The 24,933-nt window shown below is 68.4% G+C and carries 22 protein-coding genes; 12 read left to right on the forward strand and 10 right to left on the reverse strand.

The window, feature by feature from the left end; translation table 11 throughout:
* The first annotated feature begins 74 nt into the window (after window positions 1–74).
* From IAI53_RS03815 to IAI53_RS03830, 4 genes are all read left to right on the forward strand, one after another.
* Entirely contained in the window at window positions 75–2,900 is a 2,826-nt protein-coding gene (locus IAI53_RS03815) for a ribonucleoside-diphosphate reductase subunit alpha (RefSeq protein WP_187716802.1), read from the forward strand.
* On the forward strand, window positions 2,897–4,012 hold the full coding sequence (locus tag IAI53_RS03820; protein WP_187716803.1) for a ribonucleotide-diphosphate reductase subunit beta: 1,116 nt from the start codon (window positions 2,897–2,899) through the stop codon (window positions 4,010–4,012). Before IAI53_RS03815 ends, IAI53_RS03820 begins: the two co-directional genes overlap by 4 nt.
* A 127-nt stretch (window positions 4,013–4,139) precedes the next feature.
* Window positions 4,140–4,295: a DUF3096 domain-containing protein gene (locus IAI53_RS03825; protein WP_187716804.1), complete on the forward strand. Its 156-nt coding sequence runs from the start codon at window positions 4,140–4,142 to the stop codon at window positions 4,293–4,295.
* Window positions 4,296–4,566: 271 nt separating this feature from the next.
* Window positions 4,567–5,505 (forward strand): MBL fold metallo-hydrolase, encoded by a 939-nt coding sequence (locus IAI53_RS03830; protein WP_187716805.1) that lies wholly within the window; start codon window positions 4,567–4,569, stop codon window positions 5,503–5,505.
* Window positions 5,506–5,574: 69 nt separating this feature from the next.
* Here IAI53_RS03830 and IAI53_RS03835 read toward each other — a convergent pair whose 3' ends face one another.
* The 3 genes from IAI53_RS03835 to moaC all read right to left on the reverse strand — a co-directional run bounded on the left by IAI53_RS03835 (window position 5,575) and on the right by moaC (window position 8,691).
* Window positions 5,575–7,587, reverse strand: coding sequence for a TonB-dependent copper receptor (locus IAI53_RS03835; RefSeq protein WP_187716806.1), 2,013 nt, complete (start codon window positions 7,585–7,587; stop codon window positions 5,575–5,577).
* Window positions 7,588–7,729: 142 nt separating this feature from the next.
* Window positions 7,730–8,149 (reverse strand): DUF2946 family protein, encoded by a 420-nt coding sequence (locus IAI53_RS03840; RefSeq protein WP_187716807.1) that lies wholly within the window; start codon window positions 8,147–8,149, stop codon window positions 7,730–7,732.
* A 62-nt stretch (window positions 8,150–8,211) separates the two neighbouring features.
* On the reverse strand, window positions 8,212–8,691 hold the full coding sequence (moaC, locus tag IAI53_RS03845; protein WP_187716808.1) for a cyclic pyranopterin monophosphate synthase MoaC: 480 nt from the start codon (window positions 8,689–8,691) through the stop codon (window positions 8,212–8,214).
* A 102-nt stretch (window positions 8,692–8,793) separates the two neighbouring features.
* Here moaC and IAI53_RS03850 point away from each other — a divergent pair, with 102 nt between their 5' ends.
* Together IAI53_RS03850 and IAI53_RS03855 are read left to right on the forward strand one after the other, a co-directional pair.
* On the forward strand, window positions 8,794–10,227 hold the full coding sequence (locus IAI53_RS03850) for a M48 family metalloprotease (protein ID WP_187716809.1): 1,434 nt from the start codon (window positions 8,794–8,796) through the stop codon (window positions 10,225–10,227).
* A gap of 78 nt (window positions 10,228–10,305) precedes the next feature.
* Window positions 10,306–10,536 carry a sulfurtransferase TusA family protein gene (locus IAI53_RS03855; protein ID WP_187716810.1) on the forward strand — a complete coding sequence of 77 codons (231 nt, stop codon included), beginning with the start codon at window positions 10,306–10,308 and terminating at the stop codon, window positions 10,534–10,536.
* Between the two features lie 56 nt (window positions 10,537–10,592).
* On the opposite strand, the gene IAI53_RS03860 is transcribed toward IAI53_RS03855, so the two are convergent.
* The 3 genes from IAI53_RS03860 to ycaC form a co-directional block, all read right to left on the reverse strand.
* Complete coding sequence (locus IAI53_RS03860; protein ID WP_187716811.1) at window positions 10,593–11,507, reverse strand: pirin family protein; 915 nt, start codon at window positions 11,505–11,507, stop codon at window positions 10,593–10,595.
* A gap of 39 nt (window positions 11,508–11,546) precedes the next feature.
* Window positions 11,547–12,113, reverse strand: coding sequence for an antibiotic biosynthesis monooxygenase (locus IAI53_RS03865; protein WP_187716812.1), 567 nt, complete (start codon window positions 12,111–12,113; stop codon window positions 11,547–11,549).
* Window positions 12,114–12,318: 205 nt separating this feature from the next.
* Window positions 12,319–12,945, reverse strand: coding sequence for an isochorismate family cysteine hydrolase YcaC (gene ycaC, locus IAI53_RS03870; protein ID WP_187716813.1), 627 nt, complete (start codon window positions 12,943–12,945; stop codon window positions 12,319–12,321).
* A 184-nt stretch (window positions 12,946–13,129) separates the two neighbouring features.
* Between ycaC and IAI53_RS03875 the strand changes: the two genes are divergently transcribed.
* From IAI53_RS03875 to IAI53_RS18580, 3 genes are all read left to right on the forward strand, one after another.
* Window positions 13,130–14,035: a LysR family transcriptional regulator gene (locus tag IAI53_RS03875; protein WP_187716814.1), complete on the forward strand. Its 906-nt coding sequence runs from the start codon at window positions 13,130–13,132 to the stop codon at window positions 14,033–14,035.
* 294 nt (window positions 14,036–14,329) lie between these two features.
* Window positions 14,330–14,809, forward strand: coding sequence for a PAS domain-containing protein (locus tag IAI53_RS03880; RefSeq protein ID WP_187717948.1), 480 nt, complete (start codon window positions 14,330–14,332; stop codon window positions 14,807–14,809).
* A complete protein-coding gene (locus tag IAI53_RS18580) occupies window positions 14,784–16,190 on the forward strand; it encodes a methyl-accepting chemotaxis protein (protein WP_187716815.1) in 1,407 nt (468 codons plus the stop codon). Before IAI53_RS03880 ends, IAI53_RS18580 begins: the two co-directional genes overlap by 26 nt.
* 108 nt (window positions 16,191–16,298) lie before the next feature.
* On the opposite strand, the gene IAI53_RS03890 is transcribed toward IAI53_RS18580, so the two are convergent.
* Window positions 16,299–19,274 (reverse strand): valine--tRNA ligase, encoded by a 2,976-nt coding sequence (locus IAI53_RS03890; RefSeq protein ID WP_187716816.1) that lies wholly within the window; start codon window positions 19,272–19,274, stop codon window positions 16,299–16,301.
* A gap of 147 nt (window positions 19,275–19,421) precedes the next feature.
* Complete coding sequence (locus tag IAI53_RS03895) at window positions 19,422–20,354, reverse strand: LysR family transcriptional regulator (RefSeq protein WP_187716817.1); 933 nt, start codon at window positions 20,352–20,354, stop codon at window positions 19,422–19,424.
* Window positions 20,355–20,643: 289 nt separating this feature from the next.
* On the opposite strand from IAI53_RS03895, the gene dctP reads away from it, so the two are divergent.
* The 3 genes from dctP (at window position 20,644) to IAI53_RS03910 (ending at window position 23,980) form a co-directional block, all read left to right on the forward strand.
* On the forward strand, window positions 20,644–21,738 hold the full coding sequence (dctP, locus tag IAI53_RS03900) for a TRAP transporter substrate-binding protein DctP (RefSeq protein ID WP_187716818.1): 1,095 nt from the start codon (window positions 20,644–20,646) through the stop codon (window positions 21,736–21,738).
* A 69-nt stretch (window positions 21,739–21,807) separates the two neighbouring features.
* Window positions 21,808–22,446, forward strand: a complete 639-nt coding sequence (locus tag IAI53_RS03905) for a TRAP transporter small permease subunit (protein ID WP_187716819.1) — start codon at window positions 21,808–21,810, stop codon at window positions 22,444–22,446.
* A gap of 1 nt (window position 22,447) precedes the next feature.
* Window positions 22,448–23,980 carry a TRAP transporter large permease gene (locus tag IAI53_RS03910; protein WP_187716820.1) on the forward strand — a complete coding sequence of 511 codons (1,533 nt, stop codon included), beginning with the start codon at window positions 22,448–22,450 and terminating at the stop codon, window positions 23,978–23,980.
* Here the strand turns inward: IAI53_RS03910 and IAI53_RS03915 are convergent.
* Both IAI53_RS03915 and IAI53_RS03920 read right to left on the reverse strand, forming a co-directional pair.
* A complete protein-coding gene (locus tag IAI53_RS03915) occupies window positions 23,977–24,507 on the reverse strand; it encodes a hypothetical protein (RefSeq protein WP_187716821.1) in 531 nt (176 codons plus the stop codon). The genes IAI53_RS03910 and IAI53_RS03915 overlap by 4 nt on opposite strands.
* Entirely contained in the window at window positions 24,504–24,932 is a 429-nt protein-coding gene (locus IAI53_RS03920; RefSeq protein WP_349771911.1) for a DNA polymerase III subunit chi, read from the reverse strand. The genes IAI53_RS03915 and IAI53_RS03920 overlap by 4 nt, the downstream gene beginning before the upstream one ends.
* Window position 24,933 lies beyond the last annotated feature (1 nt).

Consider the following 24,933-nt stretch of genomic DNA (forward strand, 5'->3'; position numbering starts at 1 on the left):
CGGAGCGTGCGGCCCCGTCCGCAGTGCGTCCCGTCGTGCCGGCATACCGCTTCCGATGCTACGGGAGTGCAAGCATGCAGGCAGTCGCCAGCCATACCGAAACCGAATCCTCCGTCCCCCGCAAGGGCCCGCCGCCGTCCGAGCTGGCACAGGCGGCGCGCGCCTTTGAGGTGATCCGCCGCAACGGTGCGATCGTGCCCTTCAATGCCGACAAGATCGCGCTGGCGATGACCAAGGCCTTCCTCGCCGTCGAAGGCGGGCAGGGCGGGGCCTCCGCGCGGGTGCGTGACCTGGTGGCCCGGCTGACCAGCGCCGTGGTGCAGGCGCTCACCCGCCGCCTGCCGGGCGGCGGCACGGTGCACATCGAGGACATCCAGGACCAGGTGGAACTCGCGCTGATGCGCGAAGGCTGCCACGACGTGGCGCGCGCCTACGTGCTGTACCGCGAACGGCGCGCGGCCGAGCGCGCGGCCGAAGCCGCCGCCGGTGGCGGGCAGGCGGCCGCCGAGCCGCTGCTGCATGCGGTCGATGGCGAGCGCCGCATCCCGCTGGAGCGCGCGGTGCTGCGCGCGCGCTGCGTCGAAGCCTGCGAAGGTTTGCGCGGCGTGTCGCCCGACACCGTGCTCGAGCACGCGCTGACCAACCTCTACGACGGCGTGCCGCTGGCGGCGGTGCGCCAGGCGCTGGTGCTGGCCGCGCGCACGTTGATCGAGCGCGAGCCGGACTACGCCAAGGTCGCTGCCCGCCTGCTGCTCGACAGCCTGCGTGCGGAAGTGCTGGGCCGCGCGGCAAGCCAAGCAGACATGGTCGCCGGCTACGCCGAGTGCTTCCCTGCGCTGATCAAGCGCGGCATCGAAGCCGCGCTGCTCGACCCGCGCCTGGGCGAGTACGACCTGGCGCGCCTGGCTGCCGCGCTCGATGCGACCAACGACCTGCGCTTCAACTACCTCGGCCTGCAGACGCTCTACGACCGCTACTTCCTGCACGTGGACAACACCCGCATCGAGCTGCCACAGACCTTCTTCATGCGCGTGGCGATGGGCCTGGCGCTCAACGAGATCGACCGCGAGGCGCGCGCCATCGAGTTCTATCGCCTGCTCGCGACCTTCGACTTCATGAGCAGCACGCCGACGCTGTTCAACAGCGGCACGCGGCACTCGCAGCTGTCTTCGTGCTACCTCACCACAGTGGCCGACGACCTGGAAGGCATCTACCAGGCGATCAAGGAAAACGCCCTGCTGCAGAAGTTCGCCGGCGGCCTGGGCAACGACTGGACCCCGGTGCGCGCGCTGGGCAGCCTGATCCGCGGCACCAACGGCAAGAGCCAGGGGGTGATCCCCTTCCTCAAGGTGGTCAACGACACCGCGGTGGCGGTGAACCAGGGCGGCAAGCGCAAGGGGGCGGTGTGTGCCTACCTGGAGAGCTGGCACCTGGACATCGAGGAATTCCTCGAGCTGCGCAAGAACACCGGCGACGAGCGCCGCCGCACCCACGACATGAACACCGCCAACTGGATTCCGGATCTGTTCATGAAGCGGGTGATGGAGGGCGGCGAATGGACGCTGTTCTCGCCGGTGGACGTGCCCGACCTGCATGAGCGTTTCGGGCGCGATTTCGAGGCCGCCTACTTGGGCTACGAGGAGCGCGCCGCGCGCGGCGAGCTGAAGCTGTTCAAGAAAATCCCCGCGCTGCAGCTGTGGCGCAAGATGCTCACCATGCTGTTCGAGACCGGGCATCCGTGGATCACCTTCAAGGACGCCTGCAATGTGCGTTCGCCCCAGCAGCATGTGGGCGTGGTGCATAGCTCCAACCTGTGCACCGAGATCACCCTGAACACCTCGGCCGACGAGACCGCGGTGTGCAACCTCGGTTCGGTGAACCTGCCGGCCCATCTGGTGCAGGGCGCTGACGGGCGCTGGACGCTGGATCACGACAAGCTCGCGCGCACGGTGCGCAGCGCCATGCGCCTGCTCGACAACGTCATCGACATCAACTACTACGCCACCCCCAAGGCGCGCACCTCCAACCTGCGCCACCGCCCGGTGGGCCTGGGGATGATGGGCTTTGCCGACTGCCTGCACCGCATGGGCGTGGCCTATGCGTCCGACGAGGCGGTGGCCTTTGCCGACGTCTCCGCCGAGGCGCTGTGCTACCACGCCTACCTGGCCTCGACCGAGCTGGCCGAGGAGCGCGGGCGCTATTCGAGCTACGAGGGCAGCCTGTGGTCGCGCGGCGTGCTGCCGGCCGACACCCTGGCGCTGCTGGCCGAGTCGCGCGGCGGCTTCGTCGAGGTCGAGCGCGGCGGCGCGCTCGACTGGGAGGCGCTGCGCGAACGCATTGCGCGCCACGGCATGCGCAACTCCAACTGCGTGGCGATCGCGCCGACCGCCACCATCGCCAACATCGTCGGCGTGTCGGCCTCGATCGAGCCGGACTACCAGAACCTCTACGTCAAATCCAACCTGTCGGGCGAGTTCACCGTGGTCAACGAATACCTGGTGGAGGAACTGAAGGCGCTCGAGCTGTGGGATGACGTGATGATCGCCGACCTCAAGTACTTCGACGGCTCGCTCGCCCCCATCGACCGTGTGCCCGCCGAGCTCAAGGCCCGCTACGCCACCGCCTTCGAGACCGACCCGGCCTGGCTGGTGGAAGCCGCCGCGCGTCGCCAGAAGTGGATCGACCAGGCGCAGTCGCTCAACCTCTACGTCGCCGCGCCATCCGGGCGCAAGCTCGACGAGCTGTACCGGCTGGCGTGGACGCGCGGGCTGAAGACCACGTACTACCTACGCACCCTGGGCGCCACGGCGATGGAGAAGACCGGCGCGCGCGGCGCGGAACCGGCCGCCGAAGCGCAGTTCTGCGCCATCGACAACCCGGACTGCGAGGCCTGCCAATGAGTGCCTTCCGCTTCGATGACTGGGACGATGCGCCGGCGCGCCCGGCACCCTCCGCCCCTGCGGAGCTCTCTGCCGAGCTGGCCGTACCACTGACCCCGCGCCCCGCGCTCGCCCCGGTCAACCCGATGGACAAGCGCGTGGTCAATGGCCACGCCGACATCAACCAGCTTGCGCCCTTCCGCTACCCGTGGGCCTGGGAGTTCTTCCTCAACGCCAACAAGAACCACTGGACGCCGCTGGAAATCTCCATGGCGCAGGACGTGCACGACTACCACCACAAGCTCACGCCGGCCGAACGCCACGTGTTCGAGAACGTGCTGGCCTACCTGACCACCTCCGACATCCTCGCCATGCGCAACATCGGCCTGGCGGTGATGGAGAAGATGAGCGCGCCCGAACTGCAGATCTACCAGGCCCGTCAGGTGTACGAGGAGGCGCTGCACACCTGGACCTACCAGCACTGCATCGAGAGCCTGGGCCTGGACCAGCAGGAGATCTACAACCGCTACCGCGTGGTGCCCGAGATCCACGGCAAGATCGCGCTCGCCAACCGCAGGCTGGAGCGGGTGATGCGTTCCGACTTCGACCTGAGGAACCGCGACAACCTGCATGAGTTCGCGCTCTCCTACCTGTTCTTTGCCGGCATCTTCGAGGGCTGCTGGTTCTACAACGGCTTCACCCCGATCTTCGCCCTGCAGCGCCGCGGGCTGATGAAGGGCGCCGCCGAGCAGCTGCAGTACATCATGCGCGACGAGGTGCTGCATTGCGCCTTCGGCATCCGCGTGGTGCGCCAGCTGCTGCAGGAAGAGAACCTCACCCTCGACCCGGTGCGCCTGCGCGAACTGTGGGACGAGGCCGAGGCCGCGGAAGCGGCCTACGCGGCGTTCATCCTGCGCGAGCCCATCCTCGGCTACTCAGCCGCGCAGCACGTCGGCCAGTTCCGCTTCATCGCCAACCGCCGCGCCCGCCAGCTGGGCCTGGACGAACCCTTCCCGGGCGCGCAGAACGTGCTCTGCTGGCTGGATGAGCAGGCCAACCTGCGGAAGGAGAAGAACTTCTTCGAAACCCGGGTCACCGAGTACCAGACCGGCGGGGCGCTGAGCTGGGAGTAGCGTGCGGCGACCGTCGGCGGCGGTGCCGGAGGGAGTGCCTTGCCTGGCTTGCGCCGGGACGGCACACTCCGCCCTCCTGCACCGCCGGCATGCAAGCTGGTGGTCGATGTCATAGGGAGAACAAGTCATGAACATCAACATCAGCCTCGCTCCGCTGCTGGCGCTGATCGCCGGCATCCTGGTCCTGCTGGTGCCCAAGCTGCTCAACTACATCGTCGCGCTCTACCTGATCATCATCGGGGTGATGGGGCTGCTGGGGATCGGCAGCATCCACCTGCGCTAGGGCGATGCGGCACGCAGGGCCGGACCTGGGTTGACGGGGCCAGTCGAGTAGGAGCAGCCTTGGCCGCGATACGGCTTTCGGTGGCACCAACGCTGGAATCGCGGCCAAGGCCGCTCCTACAGGATGTGCCGTAGCGCAGCGGCGCCTCTCAAGTGCCGCACTGCACTGGACTTCTTCCCTTTGGGCCCGGTGCCGTCATGCTGCGGCGCAGATCGACCGCGCGGCGACGATCCGTTAGCGTATGCCGATATTCCGATGCGAGGTGGCGGTCATGGGTGTCCTGCGGGCGGTAGCGATGGTGATGTGCGGCTTGCTGGCGGCGGTCGCGGTGCGTGCGGCGGACATGAAGCCGGTGCAGGTGGGGCCGCACAGTTGGTACGTGATGGGCCAGGCGGGCATGGCCTCGGCGGTCAACGAGGGCTTCATGTCCAACGCCGGCTTCGTGATCACCGATGAGGGCGTGGTGGTGTTCGACGCGCTGGGTACGCCGGTGCTGGCCGAGCAGTTGATCGGCGAGATCCGCAAGCTCACCGCGCAGCCGATCCGCAGGGTGATCGTCAGCCACTACCACGCCGACCACTTTTACGGCCTGCAGGCTTTCAAGGCGGTCGGCGCGGAGGTGTGGGCGCACCAGGCCGGGCGAGCGCTGCTCGAATCCGAGGGCGCGCAGGCGCGTCTGGCGCAGCGACGCGCGGACCTCTTTCCCTTTGTCGACGACAAGACCCGCCTGGTGCCTGCCGACCGTTGGCTGGAGGGCGACAGCGAGTTCGTTCTGGGTGGGCTGACCTTCCGTCTGGTGCGCCTGGGGCCGGCGCATTCGCCCGACGACATGGGCATGGAAGTGGTGGAAGACCGCGTGCTTTACGCCGGCGACATGCTGTTCCGCGGCCGTGTGCCCTTCGTCGGTGAGGCGGACACCGCGCGCTGGCTGCAGGCGCTCGACCGCCTGATCGCCGCTCAGCCGGCGGTACTGGTGCCCGGACACGGTCCGGCGTCGACAGACCCGCAGGCCGATCTGGTGCTGACCCGCGACTACCTGCGCTTCCTGCGCGAGGAGATGGGCCGCGCGGTGGCCGAGCTGAAGTCCTTCGACGAGGCCTACGAGGAGGTCGACTGGAGCCGCTGGGCCAAGCTGCCGGCCTTCCGCGAGGCCAACCGCAACAACGCTTACAACGTGTTCCTGCAGATGGAGCGCGGCTCGCTGAAATGAAAACGGGCGGACAGCGTTCGCCTGTTTCGCTAGAACGGGCGGCTCCCGGGCCGCCCGTTCCTGCTGCGCTCAGTCGAGGGCCAGCGAGGCCTTCACCCACAGCGTGCGGCCCGGCTCGTTCACCCGGGTGTCGGCCTCGTAGCCGGTGATCGCGGCGCCGCTCTTCGACAGGTGCTCGGCGTACTTCTTGTCGAACAGGTTGTCGATGCCGGCGGTGATCTTCACCCGCTTGTTCATCCGGTAGCCGCCGTTGATCGAGAACACGCCGAAGCCGGAGGTTTCCCCGACGTCCTGGCCGGCGATGTTGCCCTTGCCCGGGTCGACCCGGTTCTGCGCGGCCACCAGCCGCCACAGCGCGCCGGCCGACCAGGTGCCGTTGTCCCAGTTCAGGCCGAATCGCGCCTCGAGAGGCGGTTGCTGCGCGAGCGCGGTGTCGTCGGTCCGGTTGCGGCCGTGGACCCAGGCGAGGCTGGCGTCGGTCTGCCAGTTGCGGGCGAAGCGCCAGGCCAGACCGGCCTCGAGGCCGTAGCTGCGGGCGTCGATGTTGCGCACGGTGGTGACGCCGCCGCCCTTGGTGACCTTGTCGATCAGGATGTAGTCGTCGATGTCGGCGTAGAAGGCCGAGACGCTGCCCGACACGGTGCCGGCGTCCCAGTTGATCCCGAGGTCGAGCTGGGTGGTCTGCTCGGGTTTGGTCAGGAAGGCGCTGTTGGTGGTCAGGCTCTGCTTGTTCTGCGAGATCAGTTCCCAGTAATCCGGGAAGCGTTCGCTGCGCCCCAGGCCGGCATAGGCGGTGGTCGCGCCGTCGGCCAGGTCATGCTCCCAGCGGGCGAAGCCGCTGGTCAGCGTATCGCTGCGGCGCTGCCCGGCGGTGACGATTGCGCCGCGGCGATGGTCCTTCGCGCGCCAGCGGTCGACCCGCAGGCCACCGATCAGGCGGTCCTGGTCGCCCAGTTCGTGGCGCAGTTCGCCGAACACGCCGTGATTGCGGAAGGTGGCGTCGGTGCTGCGGGCCTTGTCCTGGTACGCATCCTCCGCGTTGACGCCCATGGCCGAACGGAGGGTGTGATCGTTGCTCTGGCCGTCGACGCCGACGGTCAGCAGGGTCGGCTCGGCCAGGCGCAGGTCGGCGGCGACGCGCGCGCCGCGCGTCAGGCGGTCCGGGTTGCTCACCATGCGCATGCCGGGCATGGTGCCGTCGCGCAGGCTGAAGTTGTCCATCACGTGGTCGATGTAGTTGCGATAGACCAGGGCTTCCAGCTTCTCGACCACCGGGCTGAGCTTGCGCTTCTCGAAGCGCAGGCCGACGTTCTCGCGGTCGAACACCGTGCCGTCCATCGTGCGGTCGGCGTAGGCGGCCTCGCCGTCGCTGCGCGCATAGGTCAGTTCCAGCACGGTGTCGTCGTCCGGCGTCCAGCCCAGGGCCACGGTGCCGCTCCAGCGCTTGTAGGCGGAGTGCACATCGTTGCCGTCGCCGTCCTCGTAATCGTCCGCGCGCGTGCGGGTTGCGGTGCCGCGCAGGTAGAAGTCCGGCGTGGCGTAGCGGCCTTCGCCCATCAGGTCGAGGCGCTGGAAGCTGCCCGCGGTGATGCTGGCGTCCACCGCGCCGCCGGCCTCGCTCGCACGTTCGCGGCTGCGTTCGAACAGCACCGTGCCGGCCGAGTTGCCGGGGCCGTGGATCACGGTCTGCGGGCCTTTCAGCACCGTCATGCGGTCATAGGATTCCGGGAAGACGTAGGCGGTGGGCGGGTCCATGCGGCCGCCGCAGCCGCCCAGGATGTTCTCGCCGTCGAGCAGGATGTTGAGCCGCGAGCCGGCCATGCCGCGGAACACCGGGTCGCCGCTGGTGCCGCCCTTGCGGATCACCGAGAAGCCCGGGATGGTCTTGAGGATGTCGGCGCCGTCCAGTGCGGGGATAGGCTGGCGCGGTGCGCGCGGGTCGGTGACCACGGTGAGCGGTTCGCTCATCGGCGCGGCGGTGACGACCTGCGGGGCGAGGGTGGTCTCCTCTGCGGCCGCGACGGGCAGGGCGAAGGGCAGCGCGATGAGCGCGGCGGTAAGACGGGTTTGACGGTGTTGCATGAGCGTGATTCCTGAGCAGGTGCGCGGACGGGCCGCGGGCGCGGCGCGTCGGGCGCGACGATTCGACGTGGGCATTCCGCGCGGCACGGTTTCGCGGCAGGCCTTGGGCCGCGCGAACGGACGGCGGAAGCGGAGGGTGGGCTCAGGAAAGTGCGGGGGGCGCGCGCGGTGGAGGGAGCAGGCCCGGCGTCGCGGCCGGGTGGGCGAGCGTTCGTGGCGGTACCAGCCTGTCGGCTGCCGCCGTGGGGGCGGCGGCCAGCCCCTGCGCCTGCGCCGGCACCGGATCGAGCAGGGCGGCGGCGCACACCGCGCAATGCATGCCACCGCTCAGCCGGGTGGTGTCCTCGCCGGCAGGCGCCTCCCCGAGCAGCGTGTCGAGGCTGATGTACTCGACGCCGTCGGGGGTGCAGATCGCCTCCCAGGCGCCCGGCCCCGCGGCCAGCATGCGGGTCTGGTGCTGGGCGCTGGCGATGCCGAGCGCAAGCTGCGCGAGCACGGCGAAGATCGCCAGCCGGAGCGCCAGATGCCAGGTTCGGGGGGTGAGGATGCCGCGTGGATTCACGCGGTGCAGTCTAGCAGGACGGGATCATCGTCCGAGTTGAGATCCGTCAAATTTGGGGAGGCTCAAGCGCCGGTCCAGTGCCCCGATTTGCCGCCCTTTTTCTCCAGCAGGCGCACCGCTTCGATAGCCATGCCGCGATCCACCGCCTTGCACATGTCGTAGATGGTGAGCAGCGCCACGCTGGCGGCGGTGAGCGCTTCCATTTCCACCCCGGTGCGGCCGACGGTCTCCGCGGTGACGGTGCAAGCAACCGTGCTGGCCGCCTCGTCCAGTTCGAACTCCACCGCCACGCGGGTGAGCGGAATCGGGTGGCACAGCGGGATCAGCTCGCTGGTGCGCTTGGAGGCCTGGATGGCGGCGATGCGCGCCACGCCGAGCACGTCGCCCTTCTTGGCGCTGCCGGAGCGGACCATTCCGAAGGTGGCCGGTTGCATGCGGATGCGCCCGGTGGCCACCGCCACGCGGCGGGTCTCGGACTTGTCGCCGACATCGACCATGTGGGCCTGGCCGTCGGCGTCGAAATGGGTGAGGGAGTCGCTCATCGGGAGGGCGGATGCTGAGGTCTGCGGGGGCGCCGGAGGAGACCTACATGCGGATACACGCGGTGCGGAACCAGCGGCGAACGGGCGCTATCATAGCACCCGATGATGCGCCGACTTCTCGCCCTGCTGCTCAGCCTCGCGCTGGCATTTCCCGCCGCTGCGGTGGACCTGCCCGACCTCGGGGACGTCGCCTCCAGCGATCTTTCACCGCTGGCCGAGCGCCGTATCGGCAAGTCCATCATGCAGGAGATCCGCGCGCGCGACCCGGCCTGGCTGGACGACCCGGAGGTGGAGGAGTACCTCGAACGCCTGGGCCGCAAGCTCGCCGCCGCCAGCCCCAACCCCCAGCAGGAGCTGGAGTTCTTCGCGGTGCGCGACAACACGCTGAACGCCTTTGCGCTGCCCGGCGGCTACATCGGCGTGCACACCGGGCTGATCCTGGCGGCCGAGTCGGAGTCCGAACTGGCCTCGGTGCTCGGCCACGAGATCGCCCACGTCACCCAGCGCCACATCGCCCAGCTGGTCGGCAAGCAGAGCCAGGCCGGCATGGTCATGCTGGCCTCCATCCTGGTGGCCATCCTCGCCGCGCGCAGCAATTCCGAGGTCAGCGAGGCGGCACTGGCCGCCGGGCAGGCCGGGGCCATCCAGTCGCAGCTGGCCTACACCCGCGACTTCGAGCGCGAGGCCGACCGCGTCGGCCTGCAGACCCTGGAAGGGGCGGGCTTCGACGTGCGCGGCATGCCGTCCTTCTTCGAACGCCTGCAGCGCGGTAGCCGGCTGTACGAGAACAATGCGCCGGCCTACCTGCGCACCCACCCGCTGACCACCGCGCGGATTGCCGACATGGAGAACCGCGTCGGCCAGCTGCGCTACCGCCAGGTGCTCGATTCGGCCGATTTCCGCTACGTGCGCGCCAAGCTGCGCGCGGCCGGCGGCTCGCCGGTGGACACTCTCAAGGACATGGAGGCGCGCGCCGCGGATCCTGCGGCCGACGAGACCGCGCGCTACAGTCTGGTGCGTGCCCAGTTGCGCGCCGGCAAGGTGGACGAGGCCGTGCGCGGCGCGCAGGCGCTGCTGGCCGAAGCGGCGCCGTCGCCCTTCGTGGCCACGCTGGCGGCCGAGGCGGAGCTGGCAGCGCGGCGGCCTGCCGCGGCGGTGGACATCCTGCAGGATGCGCGCGACCGCTTCCACGCCAGCCGCAGCGTGCGCTATGCCCTGGGCGACGCGCTGCTGGCCGCCGGACGGGCGGAGCAGGCGGTGGCGCTGGCGCGCGAAGGCGTGCAGCAGCGCGGTGAGGACATCCGCCTGTGGACTGCGCTGGCGCGGGCCAATGCGGCGCTCGGCAAGCAGACCGCGCAGCACCGCGCCCAGGCCGAGGTCTATGCGCTGCAGGGCGCGCTGCGGGCGGCCATCGAGCAGCTGGAGATCGCCCGGCGCGCCGGTGACGGCGATTTCTTCGAACTGTCGGCGGTGGATGTGCGGATGCGCGAACTGAAGGCGGAGTTCGACCAGGAACGGCGCGAGCGCCGGCAGTGAGTAGCAGTTGGCTTCCGACGAACTGCATAAGCCATTAAAATCGAGCGATTTACTGATCCAGAGCAAGGACAAGAACCGATGGATTTCGACAAGGAAGTGGACGCCCGCGGGCTCAATTGCCCCCTCCCCATCCTGCGCGCCAAGAAGGCGCTGGCCGAGATGCTGCCGGGCCAGGTGGTGCGCGTGATGGCCACCGACCCGGGTTCGGTGAAGGACTTCCAGGCGTTCACCAAGCAGACCGGCAACGAACTGCTGCGCCAGTCGGAAACCCAGGACAAGGCTTTCGAGTTCTTCATCAAGCGCAAGTAAGCCGGGGGGAAGGGCAAGAGAAAGGGCGCCGTGGTCGGCGCCCTTTTGTCGTGCACTCAGCCGGGTAGCGGGATGAACTCGGTGTCGTCGCCCGGCACCGTCGGAAAGCGCCCTTCGCGCCAGTCGCGCTTGGCCTGTTCGATGCGTTCCTTGCGGCTGGAGACGAAGTTCCATTCGACGAAGCGCCTGCCCAGGGGCTCGCCGCCGATCAGCGCGATGCGTGAGGCCTCCAGCGCTTCGACCTCCACCGCGGGTTCATCCGTCAGGATCGCCATCGAGTGTCCGGGCAGCGCGGTATCCCGCAGCTTGAGGCTGCCCTCGGCGACGTACAGCGCGCGTTCTTCGGCATCCGGCAGGGTCAGCGTCTGGCCCGGCTGCAGGTGGGCCTCCACGTACAGGGTGCGGGCGAACACCCGCACCGGCGAGCTGAGGCCGTAGGCCGAGCCCATCAGCACCCGCACCGGCACGCCGTCCACCTCCACCGCCGGGATGTCGGCCGAGGGGTAGTGGTGGAAGGCCGGTTCGACCTCCTCGTCGGCTTCGGGCAGCGCCAGCCATAGCTGCAGGCCGTGCAGGCGGTGCGCTGCGGCGGTCACCTCCGGGCGCTCGCGCTCTGAATGCACGATGCCGCGTCCGGCCACCATCAGGTTGATGTCGCCGGGGCGGATGGCCTGCAGGCTGCCGAGCGAGTCGCGGTGCAGGATCTCGCCCTCGAACAGGTAGGTCACGGTGGCAAGGTTGATGTGTGGGTGCGGGCGCACCGCGATGCCCTGGCCGGCGGGGAAGTCCGCCGGGCCCATGTGATCGAAGAAGATCCACGGTCCGACCGTCTTGCGCCGCGCGGTGGGCAGCAGGCGGCGCACCGCGAAGCCGCCCAGGTCCTTGTCGCGCGGCGTCAGCACCAGCTCGATCGCACCGCAGCCCTGCTGCTCGGCGCATTCGCGTTCCACTTCCAGCGTCGTGTTGCTCATGCCTGTCTCCTTTTCAGGTGGAACCTGCCGTGTTCTGCGTCAACGGTACAGCCACTTGGCGACCAGGCGCGTGTAGCGCGGCATGATCACGAAGACCATCAGGAACACGATCAGTGTGGCAACCAGCAGCTTGCCCAGCAGCAGCGCGGCAATACTGCCGCCGCCGGCCAGCGGGCCGAGTGCCCAGGGCACCGCCACGGTGAGCGGGAAGATCGCCGACAGGGTGAGCAGGAACTGCTTGTAGCGCTTCGGCGGCTTGGCGGCCGGCGGGGCGAACCAGAAGTCCAGCCCGGTCTGGATCACGTAGCGGTCGCCGTCCTCCAGGGTGTGGGCGATGCGTTGCAGGTAGTCGCGGCGCACCTCGGAGTCCATCCAGGCGCGCAACTGCTCGACGCCGGCAAAGCGGATGATCACCGTGTAGCTGTTGTGCTCGCCGATTGGGCGGATGACGTCGGTGGACAGGTAGCCCGGAAACTGCCTGCACGCTTCGCGGATATCGGCCAGCCAGCGCTCGTATTCCTCATAGGCCTCGCGGCGTGGCTGGTGCACGATGATGGCGGTCACCGTCTGGCCGGGGGGCTGCTCGGACGCTAGCGTCTCGCTCATGGTGCTGCTCTCCTCCTGGTGATGCACCTTGGCCGAGACCGCCAGGGTGCCTTGGCTGCGCGGCGCGATGCTCCGCGCAGTTCATATCGCGGCCAAGGCCGCTCCTACAAGGGGTTCCATGCGTCTGGGCGCGCGCGCTAGGTTCCAATGCGCGCCACGCCCGGCAAGCTCGGCCCGAACGGCAGTTGCTTGCCGGGCTGGTCGCTCAGGCGCCGCCCTTGAGGGTGGTGTAGCTGGTGATCAGGTTGCGATAGTCGGGAATATGGTTGGAGAACAGCGCGCCGAGGCCTTCGACGTCGTTCCGCCAGTCGCGGTGCAGCTCGCAGGCCACGCCGAACCACGTCATCAGCTGCGCGCCGGCGGCGGACATGCGCTCCCAGGCGGACTGCCGGGTCAGCTCGTTGAAGGTGCCGGAGGCGTCGGTGACCACGAACACCTCGAAACCTTCCTCGATGGCGGAGAGCGCCGGGAAGGCCACGCAGACCTCGGTGACCACGCCGGCGATGATGAGCTGCTTCTTGCCGGTGGCCTTCACCGCGGCGACGAAGTCCGCATTGTCCCAGGCGTTGATCTGCCCGGGGCGGGCGATGTAGGGCGCCTCGGGGAAGGTCTCCTTGAGCTCGGGCACCAGCGGGCCGTTGGGGCCGTCCTCGAAGCTGGTGGTGAGGATGGTGGGCAGGCCGAAGTACTTGGCCGCATCGGCCAGCGCCAGCACGTTGTTCTTGAAACGGTCCGGGTCGATGTCGCGCACCAGGGACAGCAGGCCGGCCTGGTGGTCGACCAGCAGCACGGCGGCGTTGTTCTTGTCCAGGCGCACGTAGGGCTTGCTCATGATCTGCTCCTTCTCTTCCGTTGGGGGAAACCGCCCGATGCCGGCGTGAGACGCTACGGCGCTTCGGGTTCGGTTCCGGTGACTTTAGGCGCCCGGAAGGTCGGCGGGAAGACTGCAGACTCCGCATGCAGCGTTCTATAAATGGAACAATGGCGGTTGAAGAACAACTCAGGCGGAGTTCTCCATGCAGGATCTGAACGACCTCTACTATTTCGCCCGCGTGGTCGAGAACGGCGGCTTTGCCGCGGCCGGGCGCGCGCTCGGGGTGCCGAAGTCCAAGCTCAGCCGCCGCATCGCCTTGCTCGAGGAAGGCCTGGGCGCCCGCCTGCTGAACCGCTCGACCCGGCATTTCTCGGTCACCGAGCTGGGCCGGACCTTCTACGAGCACTGCCGGGCGATGCTGGTCGAGGCCGAAGCGGCGCGCGAGGCGATCGAGGCGACCCGCGCGGAGCCTTCCGGCACGGTGCACCTGAGCTGTCCGATCGCGCTGCTGCATGCGCATGTGGGGCGCATTCTGGCGGAATTTCTCGCGGCCCACCCGCGGGTCAAGGTGCAGCTGGAGGCCACCAACCGCCGGGTGTCGCCGGTGAGCGAGGGCATGGACCTGGCGATCCGCGTGCGTCCGCCTCCCTTGCCGGACAGCGAGCTGGTGCTGCGCGTGCTCTCCGACCGCGGGCAGTGCCTGGTGGCCAGCCCGGCACTGCTCGCGCGCCAGGGCAGTCCTGCGCACCCCGCTGATCTGGTCGCCTGGCCCAGCCTGTCGCTTGGTCCGCCGCAGGAAGAGCATGTGTGGACCCTGTTCGGCCCGAATGGAGAGGAGGCCACGCTGCGGCATCAGCCGCGCTACATTACCAGCGACATGGTGGCGCTGCGCGCGGCGGCGTGTGCCGGTGTGGGCGTGGTGCAACTGCCGCGCCTGATGGTGGGCGAGGACGTCGAGGCCGGGCGGCTCGTCCATGTGCTGCCCGAGTGGGCGCCGCGCCGCGAGATCATCCATGCGGTCTATCCCTCGCGCCGCTGCCTGCTGCCCGCGGTGCGCGCGCTGGTCGACCATCTGGTCGCGCGCTTCCAGGCGCTGGACGAGGAGTGAGGGGGGCTCTGCCGCCAATCGCAAGGGCCGGGCGGCGCACGTGTGGCGCGCGCTTCCTGTAGGAGCGGCCTTGGCCGCGATTGCGGCGTCGTTCCCGCACAAGGCCGTATCGCGGCCAAGGCCGCTCCTACGGGTGGTGGCACGATTTGCGCATTGAGCGCTGCTCTACACTAGATTGAAGTGACAGGCGGGCGAAGCGGTCGCGCGGTGACGCGGCCCGGGAACAACCCTTTTCTGCAAGGGAGACGCACCGTGAAGGATCGACGCATACAGCCGAGCACCGTTGAGAAGCTCATGCGCGAGGACGATTTCATCGTCTCCAAGACCGACCTGAAAGGCCGCATCACCTACGGCAATCGCATCTTCATGGAGTTTTCCGGCTATTCGGAACGCGAGCTGATCGGCACCCAGCACAACATCATCCGCCACCCGGACATGCCGCGCGCCGCGTTCGCCCTGGTGTGGAGCGAGATCCAGGCCGGCCGGGAGTGCTTCGCCTACGTGAAGAACCTCGCCAAGGACGGCAGCTTCTACTGGGTGTTCGCCAACCTCACGCCCGATTTCGATGCCGAAGGCAGGATCACCGGCTACTTCTCCGTGCGCCGCAAGCCGCGCCCCGCCGCGGTGGCGACCGCGGCGGGCCTGTACGCGGCGATGCTGAGCGCGGAACAGGCCGCCGGCCCGCGCGACGCCATCGCTGCCGGTACCCGTGTACTGACCGATCTGCTCCAGGACAAGGGGATGAGCTATGAAGAACTCGTTCTCGCCATCTGAGTTGTTGCTGCGGCTGCCGCAGGGGGTGCTGGTCGCCGCAGGGGTGATGGCCCTTGGCGCCCAGCTTCTGTTCATTGCCGGTGGCTATGCCGGCAGTCTGTTTGCGCCGCAGCTCGCGCTTGCGGGCTGTGCCGCGGCGCTGGCGGTGCTGCTCGTGGTCGCGGCGCTGCTCGGCCTGCGGCTGCGCAAGTCGATTGCCGACACCGCGCATGTCGAGGCGGAGATCCGCGGCCTCGCGGCCGGGCGCTTCTCGCGCCGCATCACCCACATCGACACGCTCTCGCCCGAGGTGCGCACCATCGCCTGGTCGCTCAATGACGCGCTCGACCAGCTGGAAACCTTCTTCCGCGAGGTCGGTACCTGCGTGCGGGCGGCGGGCAGCGGACGCTTCGTGCGCCGGCCGCAGCAGGCCGGCCTGCACGGCGAGATCGCGCGTGCCGCGGGCACGGTGAGCCGCGCGCTGGACGAGATGGCGAGCCAGCATGAGGCCATCGAGCGCAACAAGCTGTTCTCCGAGCTGTCCGGGCTGAATGCGAGCCATACCTTGTCCAACCTGTCGAGCAGCCGCGACAAGGTGGGGCGCATCGTGGGCGGCATGGAGCGCGTGAGCGAAGTCGTCCACGCGGCGAGCGGGGTGATGAGCGAAGGGCGCAGCCTGCTGCAGCAGGCGATGGACGACCAGAGCGCCGCGATTGGCGCGGTCGACGCGGCCGAGCGCATGTCGCGCGAGCTGGAGGAGAAGAACCGCGAAGTGGCCGGCGCCATGGTGCGCATCCGCGAGGTGGCGGAAAAGACCAATCTGCTGGCACTCAACGCCGCCATCGAGGCGGCGCGCGCCGGGGAGGCCGGACGCGGCTTCGCGGTGGTGGCCGACGAGGTGCGCAAGCTCGCCGAGGTGTCGCGCAACGTGTCGGCCGAAGTGGATGAGACGCTGGCCTCGTTCGACGCACGCCTGTCCGCGCTGCTGAGCGAGATCCACGGCGTGGCGCGTGTCAGCCACGCGTCGAACGCCTCGGTGGCCTCCTACCAGCAGCAGGTCGCCAGCGCCTTCGAGGCCGCGCAGCAGGCGGCGCGCGCGCTGGAAGAGGTGCTCCTCGAACTCTCCAGCCACGCCGCCAGCGTGGAGATGGTGGTCATGAAGCAGCGCGTGTATGCGGGGCAGAGCGCCGATGCGGCCCAGCCGGACCTGAACGGTTTTCCGCCCGAGCGTCGGCGGGCGATCGGCGCGGCCTGGCAGCGCTTCGACGAGGCGCTGGCCGCGGCGGCGGCCCTGCTGGCGAGCACCCGGGACACGATGTCCGACGGCGAGCGCAGGACCCTGGTCGAGAAGTTCCGCCAGGCCGAGGAAGCGAGCGACGCGATCGCCGCCATCCTCGGCTAGGGGATGTTGCCCGGTTTTCCGTAGGAGCAGCCTTGGCCGCGATTGCTTCCGATGCAAGGACGTGCGGTGAAATCGCGGCCAAGGCCGCTCCTACGGGGCTGCGCCGGCTCAGCGCCCGGCGAGCTTGTCGAGCTGTGGCTTGAGCTGCGCCAGGGTGGCGCTGAAGCCGGCCAGGCGCTCGCGCTCCTGGGCCACCACTGCGGCCGGTGCGCGCTCGACGAAGCTGGCGTTGCCGAGCTTGCCTTCGGCCTTGGCGATCTCGCCTTCCAGGCGGGCGATCTCCTTGGCGAGGCGCTCGCGCTCGGCGGCGACGTCGATCTCCACCTTGAGCATCAAACGGGTCTCATTGACCACCGCGACCGGCGCCAGGGCGTCGGCGGGGATGTCGGCGACCAGCTCGACTTCGGAGAGCTTCGCAAGGCCGGCGAGATAGGGCACGAAGGCCTGCAGGGAAGCGGCATTCCCGGCGGCCAGCAGCGGCAGGCGCTGGGCCGGGGAGATGTTCATTTCGCCGCGCAGGTTGCGGCAGGCGTGCACCAGGTGCTTGAGTTCGACGACCTGCGCTTCGGCAGCCTCGTCGATGCGTGCGGCGTCGGCCTGCGGGTAGCGCGCCAGCATCAGGCTGTCGGCCTCCTTGCGTCCGGCGAGCGGGGCGACGGTCTGCCACAGCTCCTCGGTGATGAAGGGGATCAGCGGATGCGCCAGGCGCAGCACGGTCTCCAGCACGCGCAGCAGGGTGCGGCGGGTGGCGCGCTGCTGGGCCGGGCTGCCGGTCTGGATCTGGATCTTGGCCATCTCCAGGTACCAGTCGCAGTACTCGTCCCAGACGAACTCGTACACCGTCTTGGCGGCCAGGTCGAAGCGATAGGCCTCGAACTGCTCGGCCACTTCCGTCTCGGTGCGCTGCAGGCGGGAGACCACCCAGCGGTCGGCGAAGCTGAATTCCAGATCGCCGTCGGCCGCGTCGATGCCGCAGTCCTGGCCTTCGCAGTTCATCAGCACGAAGCGGGTGGCGTTCCACAGCTTGTTGCAGAAGTTGCGGTAGCCTTCGCAGCGCGCCAGGTCGAACTTGATGTCGCGCCCCGGGCTGGCGAGCGAGGCGAAGGTGAAGCGCAGCGCGTCGGTGCCGAAGGCGGGGATGCCTTCCGGGAATTCCTTGCGGGTCTTCTTCTCGATGCTCTGCGCCTGCTTGGGGTTCATCAGCCCGAAGGTGCGTTTCTGCACCAGCTCGTCGAGCGAGATGCCGTCGATCAGGTCGATGGGGTCGAGCACGTTGCCCTTGGACTTGCTCATCTTCTGGCCCTCCGCGTCGCGGATCAGGCCGTGCACATAGACGTGCTTGAAGGGGATCTTGCCGGTGATGTGCTTGGTCATCATCACCATGCGCGCCACCCAGAAGAAGATGATGTCGAAGCCGGTGACCAGCACGGTGGAGGGCAGGTAGAGGTCGAGGGCGTCATTGCTCTTGGCCGGCCACTCGGGCGTCCAGTCCAGGGTGGAGAAGGGCCACAGCGCGGAGGAGTACCAGGTGTCGAGCACGTCGTCTTCCTGGCGCAGGCGGCCTTCCTCGTGACGGGCATGCAGCACCGCGAGGCGCTGGGCGAGTTCCGGGTACTGCTCGGCGGTCTGGCCCTGGCTCTGGCGTGCGGCGACTTCGGCTTGCAGCTTGCCGATCTCGGCTTCGAGATCGGCCTTCCAGGCGTGGATGGCCTCTTCCTCGTTGGCGGCGACGTAGATGCGGCCTTCCTCGTCGTACCAGGCCGGAATGCGGTGGCCCCACCACAGTTGGCGCGAGATGCACCAGTCCTGGATGTTGTTCAGCCACTGGTTGTAGGTGTTGATCCAGTTCTCGGGGTAGAACTTGATCTCGCCGGAGGCGACGCATTCGAGCGCCTTTTCGGTGATGCTCTTGCCGTCCGCGCCCGGCTTGCTCATGGCGACGAACCACTGGTCGGTGAGCATGGGCTCGATGACCACGTTGGTGCGGTCGCCGCGCGGCACCTGCAGCTTGTGGGCCTTGATCTCCAGCATCAGGCCGAGCGCTTCCAGTTCGGCGACCGTCTTGTCGCGCGCCGGTACGCGATCCAGCCCGGCGATGCCGGCCGGCATGGCGACGCGGCCCTTGGCCTGGCCCTGGGTGTCGAACACTTCGGCTTCCACCGGCACCGCGCCTTCGAGGGTGAGCACGACGATCATGTCGAGCTTGTGGCGCTGGCCGACCGCGTAGTCGTTGAAGTCGTGCGCCGGGGTGACCTTGACGCAGCCGGTGCCGAATTCGCGGTCCACGTAGTCGTCGGCGATGATCGGGATGTGGCGGCCGGTGAGCGGCAGTGCCACGGTCTTGCCGATCAGGTGGGCGTAGCGTTCGTCTTCCGGGTGCACCATCACCGCGACGTCGCCCAGCAGGGTCTCGGGCCGGGTGGTGGCCACGGTGAGGCCTTTCAGCTCGCCGATCGGGCCTTCCGAGAAGGGGTAGAGGATGTGGTAGAGCTTGCCGTCCTCTTCCTCGGACACCACTTCCAGGTCGGACACTGCGGTGCCGAGCTTGGGGTCCCAGTTCACCAGGCGCTTGCCGCGGTAGATCAGGCCTTCGTTGTAGAGGCGCACGAAGGTCTCGGTGACCGTCTTCGACAGGCCTTCGTCCATGGTGAAGCGCTCGCGCTTCCAGTCCGGGCTGGTGCCCAGGCGGCGCATCTGGCGGGTGATGGTGCCGCCGGAGTATTCCTTCCACTCCCACACCTTCTCGAGGAACTTCTCGCGCCCGAGGTCGTGGCGGGAGACGCCCTGGGCGTCGAGCTGGCGCTCGACGACGATCTGCGTGGCGATGCCGGCGTGGTCGGTGCCCGGCTGCCACAGGGTGTTGTCGCCCCGCATGCGGTGGTAGCGGGTGAGCGCGTCCATGATGGTCTGGTTGAAGCCGTGCCCCATGTGCAGCGTGCCGGTGACGTTGGGCGGCGGCAGCAGGATGCAGAAGGCGTTGGGGTTCGACGTGTCGAGTCCGGCGTCGAAATAGCCGCGGGATTCCCATTCCGGGTACCAGCGACGTTCGATGTCGGCGGGCTCGAAGCTCTTGGCCAGTTCCATGGTGTTCTACGCGCGTGAAGGCAAAGCGCGGATTATAGCGGATGGGGCCGGCCGCCCCGGCGCGTCTCGATCCGGCCACTGTGGGAGCGGCCTTGGCCGCGATGCGGTGGTGGCAAGAATGTGGTCGCGATCGCGGCCAAGGTCGCTCTACAGGGTCTCGGCGGACTCGCCCCAGTCGCACTCGGTCCAGGCCGGGTCGGCGAAATGCGCCTGCAGGAAGCCGATCCAGGCCTGCACCTTGGCCGGCACCAGGCGCGGCGAGGGATACACCGCATGCATCGGCTGGGCGGGCAGGTGATGGCCCGGCAGCAGGGGCACCAGGTCGCCGCGTTCGATCGCCGGCCGTGCCAGGTACACCGGCAGGATGGCAACGCCGAGCCCGGCGCAGACTGCCTGCAGCACGCAGGCGACGTCGTTGGTGCGCACCGGCCCGCCGACCGCGACCGAGCACGATCCCTGGTCCGCGTGCTGGAAGTGCCAGCGCTGGTCGCCTTGCACGCTGCTGTAGACGATGCAGTCGTGCATGGCGAGCTCGGCGGGTGCCGAGGGCGTGCCGTGACGGGCGAGGTAGGCGGGGCTGGCGGCGGTCAACCACGGGTTCAGGCCCAGGAAACGGCTGCCGAGGGCGGAATCGGCGAGCTGGCCCATGCGCAGCGCGACGTCGATGCCGTGTTCGACCAGGTTCACCATGTGGTCGTCGAGCTGGAAGTCGAAATGCACCCCGGGGTGCTTCAGCATGAAGGCTTGCGCCATCGGCATGATGACATTGCGCCCTATGCCGGCGGGGCAGGCGATGCGCAGCGTGCCGCGCATGTCGTCGCCCAGCGCGGTGACCAGCCTGTCCGCCGCTTCGAGTTCGCGTTCGATCAGCTTGCAGCGTTCGAAGTACACCGCGCCGGCTTCGGTGAGATGCATGCCGCGGGTGTTGCGGTTGAGCAGGCGCACGCCGAGACGGGCTTCCAGCGCGGCGATGTGCTTGGTGACGGTGGGTTGCGACAGGCGCATGTCGTGCGCGGTGCGCGAGAAGCTGCCGCTTTCGACCAGGCGGATGAAGAGCTGCATGTCGGTCAGGCGATCCACGGGCGCGTCTCCCCTGCAGGGCTGCGATTCATTCTAGACGGGAATAAGAGATATGCCCGTTGCCGTGTTTTTCCCGGTCGTGAAACAGCGCAAGATTCGGGAACGTCGCGCCTGCGCACCCGGGGACGGCTGTGAATCCGGCCTGGCCGGATGCCGGACGAGTGGGGCGGGCGTGTCGGGCATGAGGAGGAGACAAACGCAATCTGACCATTGCTGGCGGACGTCTGCCGCGCAACAAGCCGGCGTCATGGGCTCTCGACCGCCATACAAGAACAGGGAAGGAGGCAAGATGACCACGACAATCACCCGGCGTGAACTGCTCAAGTCCGCCGCCGCCGGCGCGCTGGTGTCGGCGCCGTTCATCGGCAACGCCCAGGCGCAGGCCGGTACCGTGTGGAAGGTGCAATCCACCTGGGACGCGGGCACCACCGGCTACCAGTTGTTCGAGGAGTGGTGCAACGGTTTCAAGGAGAAATCCGGTGGCGAGCTGACCATCCAGCCGTTTCCCGCCAAGGCGGTGGCGGCCGACAACAACTCGCTGTTCGATTCGGTGCGCAGCGGCGTGCTGCAGGGCATGAATCCCTTCACCCTTTACTGGGCGGGCAAGATCCCGGCCACCGTGTTCCTGTCTTCCTACCCGATGGGGCCCGACCAGCCGGCGCAGTGGGACACCATGTTCTACGGCCTGGGCATGCTGGAGATGGCACGCGAAATCTACGCCAAGCAGGGCCTGTTCTTCGTCGGGCCGATCCACCACGACGCCAACATCATCCACTCCAAGGTGCCGATCCGTTCGGTCGATGATCTCAAGGGCAAGAAGCTGCGCGTACCCGGCGGCATGGTCTCGGAGGTCTTCCAGCAGTTCGGCTGCTCGACGGTGTCGCTGCCCGGATCGGACATCTTCCCGGCGCTGGAGAAGGGCACCATCGACGCCGCTGACTACGTGGGGCCGGCGGTGAACTACGACCTCGGCTTCCACCAGGTGACCAAGTACATCCTGTTCGGTCCGCCGGGCACGATGAGCGTGTACCAGCCGGTGGACCTGATGGACCTCACCATCAACATGGGGGCCTGGCGGCGGCTCAACAAGAAGATGCAGGAGCTGGTCGAGGACCAGGTCAAGTCCTACTCGCTGCGGCACTTCGTGGCCATCCAGAAGGCCAACATGGTGGCGATGGACAAGTTCATCGCCGCGGGCAGCGAGGTGTCGCGCATGGGGCCGTCGGACATCGAGAAGTTCCGCAAGGCGGCGATCCCGATCTGGTTCAAGTGGGCCAAGAAGGACGCGGACGCCGCGCGGGTGTTCAAGCTCCATCTCGACTACATGAAGAACGAGATCCTGGGCTATGTGAGCGCCGAGGATCTCCAGGGCCAGAGTCTGTAGCCTGTCGCCAGCCTGCGCCGGGTGCGGCCGTGAAGGCGGCACCCGGCGGCCTTGCGTGGAGTGCCGCACATGGACGACCTCCAGGGGTTCGGATTCGTCATGCCCCACTGGGCATACTGGGGCTGGCTCGCGCTGATGCCGCCGGTCCTGATGGCGCTGGCGAGCGCCAAGCGCATCCTGCCGCCGGTGCCTCATGCCGAAGGGGCCGGTCCCGTCGAGCGGCTGATCGACTGGATCAGCGACCGCTCCGGCATGTTCGTGGCGCTGTGGAGCGTCAACGCGGTGCTGGCCTACACCTTCGAGGTGGTGATGCGCTACGCCTTCAACATGCCGACCATCTGGGTTCACGAGAGCAGCTACCTGCTGTTCGGCATGCAGTACGTGCTGGCCGGCGCCTACGGCCTGCTGCATGGCGCGCACGTGCGGGTGGACGTGATCTACACCAAGCTTTCGCAGCGCGCCAAGGGCGCGGTCGACATCATCACCTCGGTGTTCTTCTTCGCCTTCGTGGTGGTCATGCTGGCAACGTCCTGGCGCTTCTTCGCCGACAGCTATGCGCAGCAGGAGCGCACGCTGGAGACCTGGCAGATCCAGTACTGGCCGCTGAAGGCGATGATGGTGCTGGGCGCGCTGCTGATCCTGCTGGCCGGCATCGGCAGGCTGATCAGGGACATCCGTGTATTCGAACGCGCCTGCAGGGAGGGCTGACATGCCGGGTAGGTCGAATGCCGCCGGGCGCTCCAGCGCCGCCGGCCTGCGCTTTGCGGTCTATGGGCTGACCTTGCTGCTGGCAGCGGCGATGGCGGTCGAGGCGGTCAATATCGCCTTCTACGATCCGTGGGGCGAGGACTACTTCCTGTTCCGCCTGCAGGGCGTGCTGGACGGGGTGTCCATGGTCACCCTGACCTGGGTGATGTTCGGCTCGCTGTTCGTGCTGCTGATGGCCGGGCTGCCATTGGCTTTCGTGGCGGGCGGGCTGGGGGTGATCTTCCTCTACCTCGTGGGCGATTCGGCGATGCTCAACATCGTGCCCAGCCGCATCTTCCCGATGATGACCAACCCGGACCTGGCGGCCATCCCGCTGTTCATCTTCATGGCCACAATGCTCGAGCGCGCCGGGCTGATCGAGGAGATGTTCGACGCGGTGTACCAGTGGATGGGCGGGCTGCGCGGCGGGCTGGCGGTGGCCACCATCCTCGCCTCCACCATCCTCGCGGCCATGGTCGGGGTGGTGGGCGCGGCCATCGTCACCATGGGCATCATCGCCTTGCCGGCGATGCTCAAGCGCCATTACGACGAACGGATCGCCATGGGTTCGATCATGGCCGGCGGCGCGCTCGGGGTGCTGATCCCGCCGTCCATCCTGGCCATCCTCTACGCGGTGGTGGCGCAGCAGTCGGTGGGCGAACTGTATGCCGGCAGCGTCATGCCGGGGCTGATGCTCTCCGGCCTGTATGCGGCCTATGTGCTGATCCGCGCCTACCTGAATCCGGCCGTTGGGCCGGCCGTGCCGGTGAGCGAGCGGCTGGCGCTGGGCGCCAAGCTGGTGCTGCTGCGCGGGCTGATCGCGCCCATCCTGCTGGTGGTCGTGGTGCTGGGCCTGCTGTTCACCGGCATCGCCACGCCGGTGGAGGCCGCGGGGCTGGGCTCCTTCGGCGCGATGCTGGTGGCACTGATCCACCGTCGGCTCACGCTCAAGACGCTGTTCGGTGCCAGCCTGTCCACCGTGAAGGCCACCGCGATGGTGTTGTGGATCATCTTCGGCGCGTCGATCTTCGTCGGCCTCTACATCCTCAAGGGCGGGCAGACCTTCATCACCGACACCCTGCTCGGCACCGGATTGTCGGCCTACGGCATCCTGTTCCTGATGATGCTGTTGCTGGTGATCCTGGGGATGTTCCTCGACTGGGTGGGCATCCTGCTGCTGGCGGTGCCGATCTTCGTGCCCATCATCAAGCAACTGAGCTTCGACGGCCTGTTCGGGTTGCCGGGGCCGAGCCCGGACGAGGTGCTGGTGTGGTTCGGCGTGCTCTACCTGGTGAACATGCAGATGAGCTTCCTCAGTCCGCCCTTTGGTTATGCGCTGTTCTACATCCGCGGGGTGGCGCCGGAGTCCATCACCATGGCGAGCATCTTCCGCTCCTCGCTGGTGTTCCTCGCCATACAGGCGCTCGCGCTGGCTCTGGTGGTGCTGTTCCCGGCCCTGGCGACCTGGTTGCCGGGCCTGATGTACGGGCGCTAGCGGTCGTCGCCGGCGGTATCCTGCGCCTGGTCGAGCAGGCGGCTGATGCGCTCGGACAGTTCGGGCAGCAGCACGGCGCGCAGGTGGGCGATCATCTCGGCCTGCATGCGTTCGGTGAGGCGGTCGAGCTCACGGCCGAGAATCTGCGGGAACTCGCTGCTCACCCAGCTCTCGATTTCGCGGTTGAGCTCGGTGTCGAGGCGGATCAGCCGTTCCGCGAGCGCATCCGGAATCGCTTCGATGCGCGACGGTGTGCCGCTCGGTTCGGCAGCGGGTGCAGCGCTGGCCGGCGGGGCGGCCGGGGCGGTGTCCGCGACCTCGACCAGCAGGGGCAGCTCGGGGTCGGATTCGTCCACCACGTCGGTGAGGATGGGGAGGTCGTCGCCGTCGACCGGGGCGAGCGCCCCGGGCGGTGCGTCGGCGCCGCGGTGGCGGCGGAGCAGGGCGTTGGCCTGGTCGAGCAGGCGGTCGGCCGCCTCCAGGTCGTCGTCGTGCAGCGGCGGGGTGGGGGGCTGCCAGTCGCTCACATGGCCTCCCGGCGCACCGCGTCGAACAGCTGGATGGGCAGGTCGAGCGCCTTGTAGTGCTTGTAGCGCAGGCGCCCCGGTGCCTTCTCGGCCTCGCTCTGGCCGATGATCTCCACCACCACGCGAAAGGCCTGGAAGTCCGGCGGCAGGTCGTCGCCGAGGTTGAGCAGGATGTCCTGGTGGGACTGGGGTACCGGCGTGTCGCCGTGGCCGATGAGTACCGGCGTTTCGCCGGCCAGCGGCGAGTCGGCCATCACGTGGGGCACGAAGGCGAGCTGCTCGAAGTTCCACAGCGCCTGGTCGATACGGCGTGCATGCGCCGCGTCGGCCGTGCGCAGCGCCACCCGCCGCCCACCGGCGTAGGCGCGCGCCGCCAGCTCGCAGGCGAGCGCGACCCGGTCCGGGGCGTCGTGGTAGAACTGCACG

It is taken from the genome of Thauera sedimentorum (assembly GCF_014489115.1).
Classification (GTDB): Bacteria; Pseudomonadota; Gammaproteobacteria; order Burkholderiales; family Rhodocyclaceae; genus Pseudothauera; species Pseudothauera sedimentorum.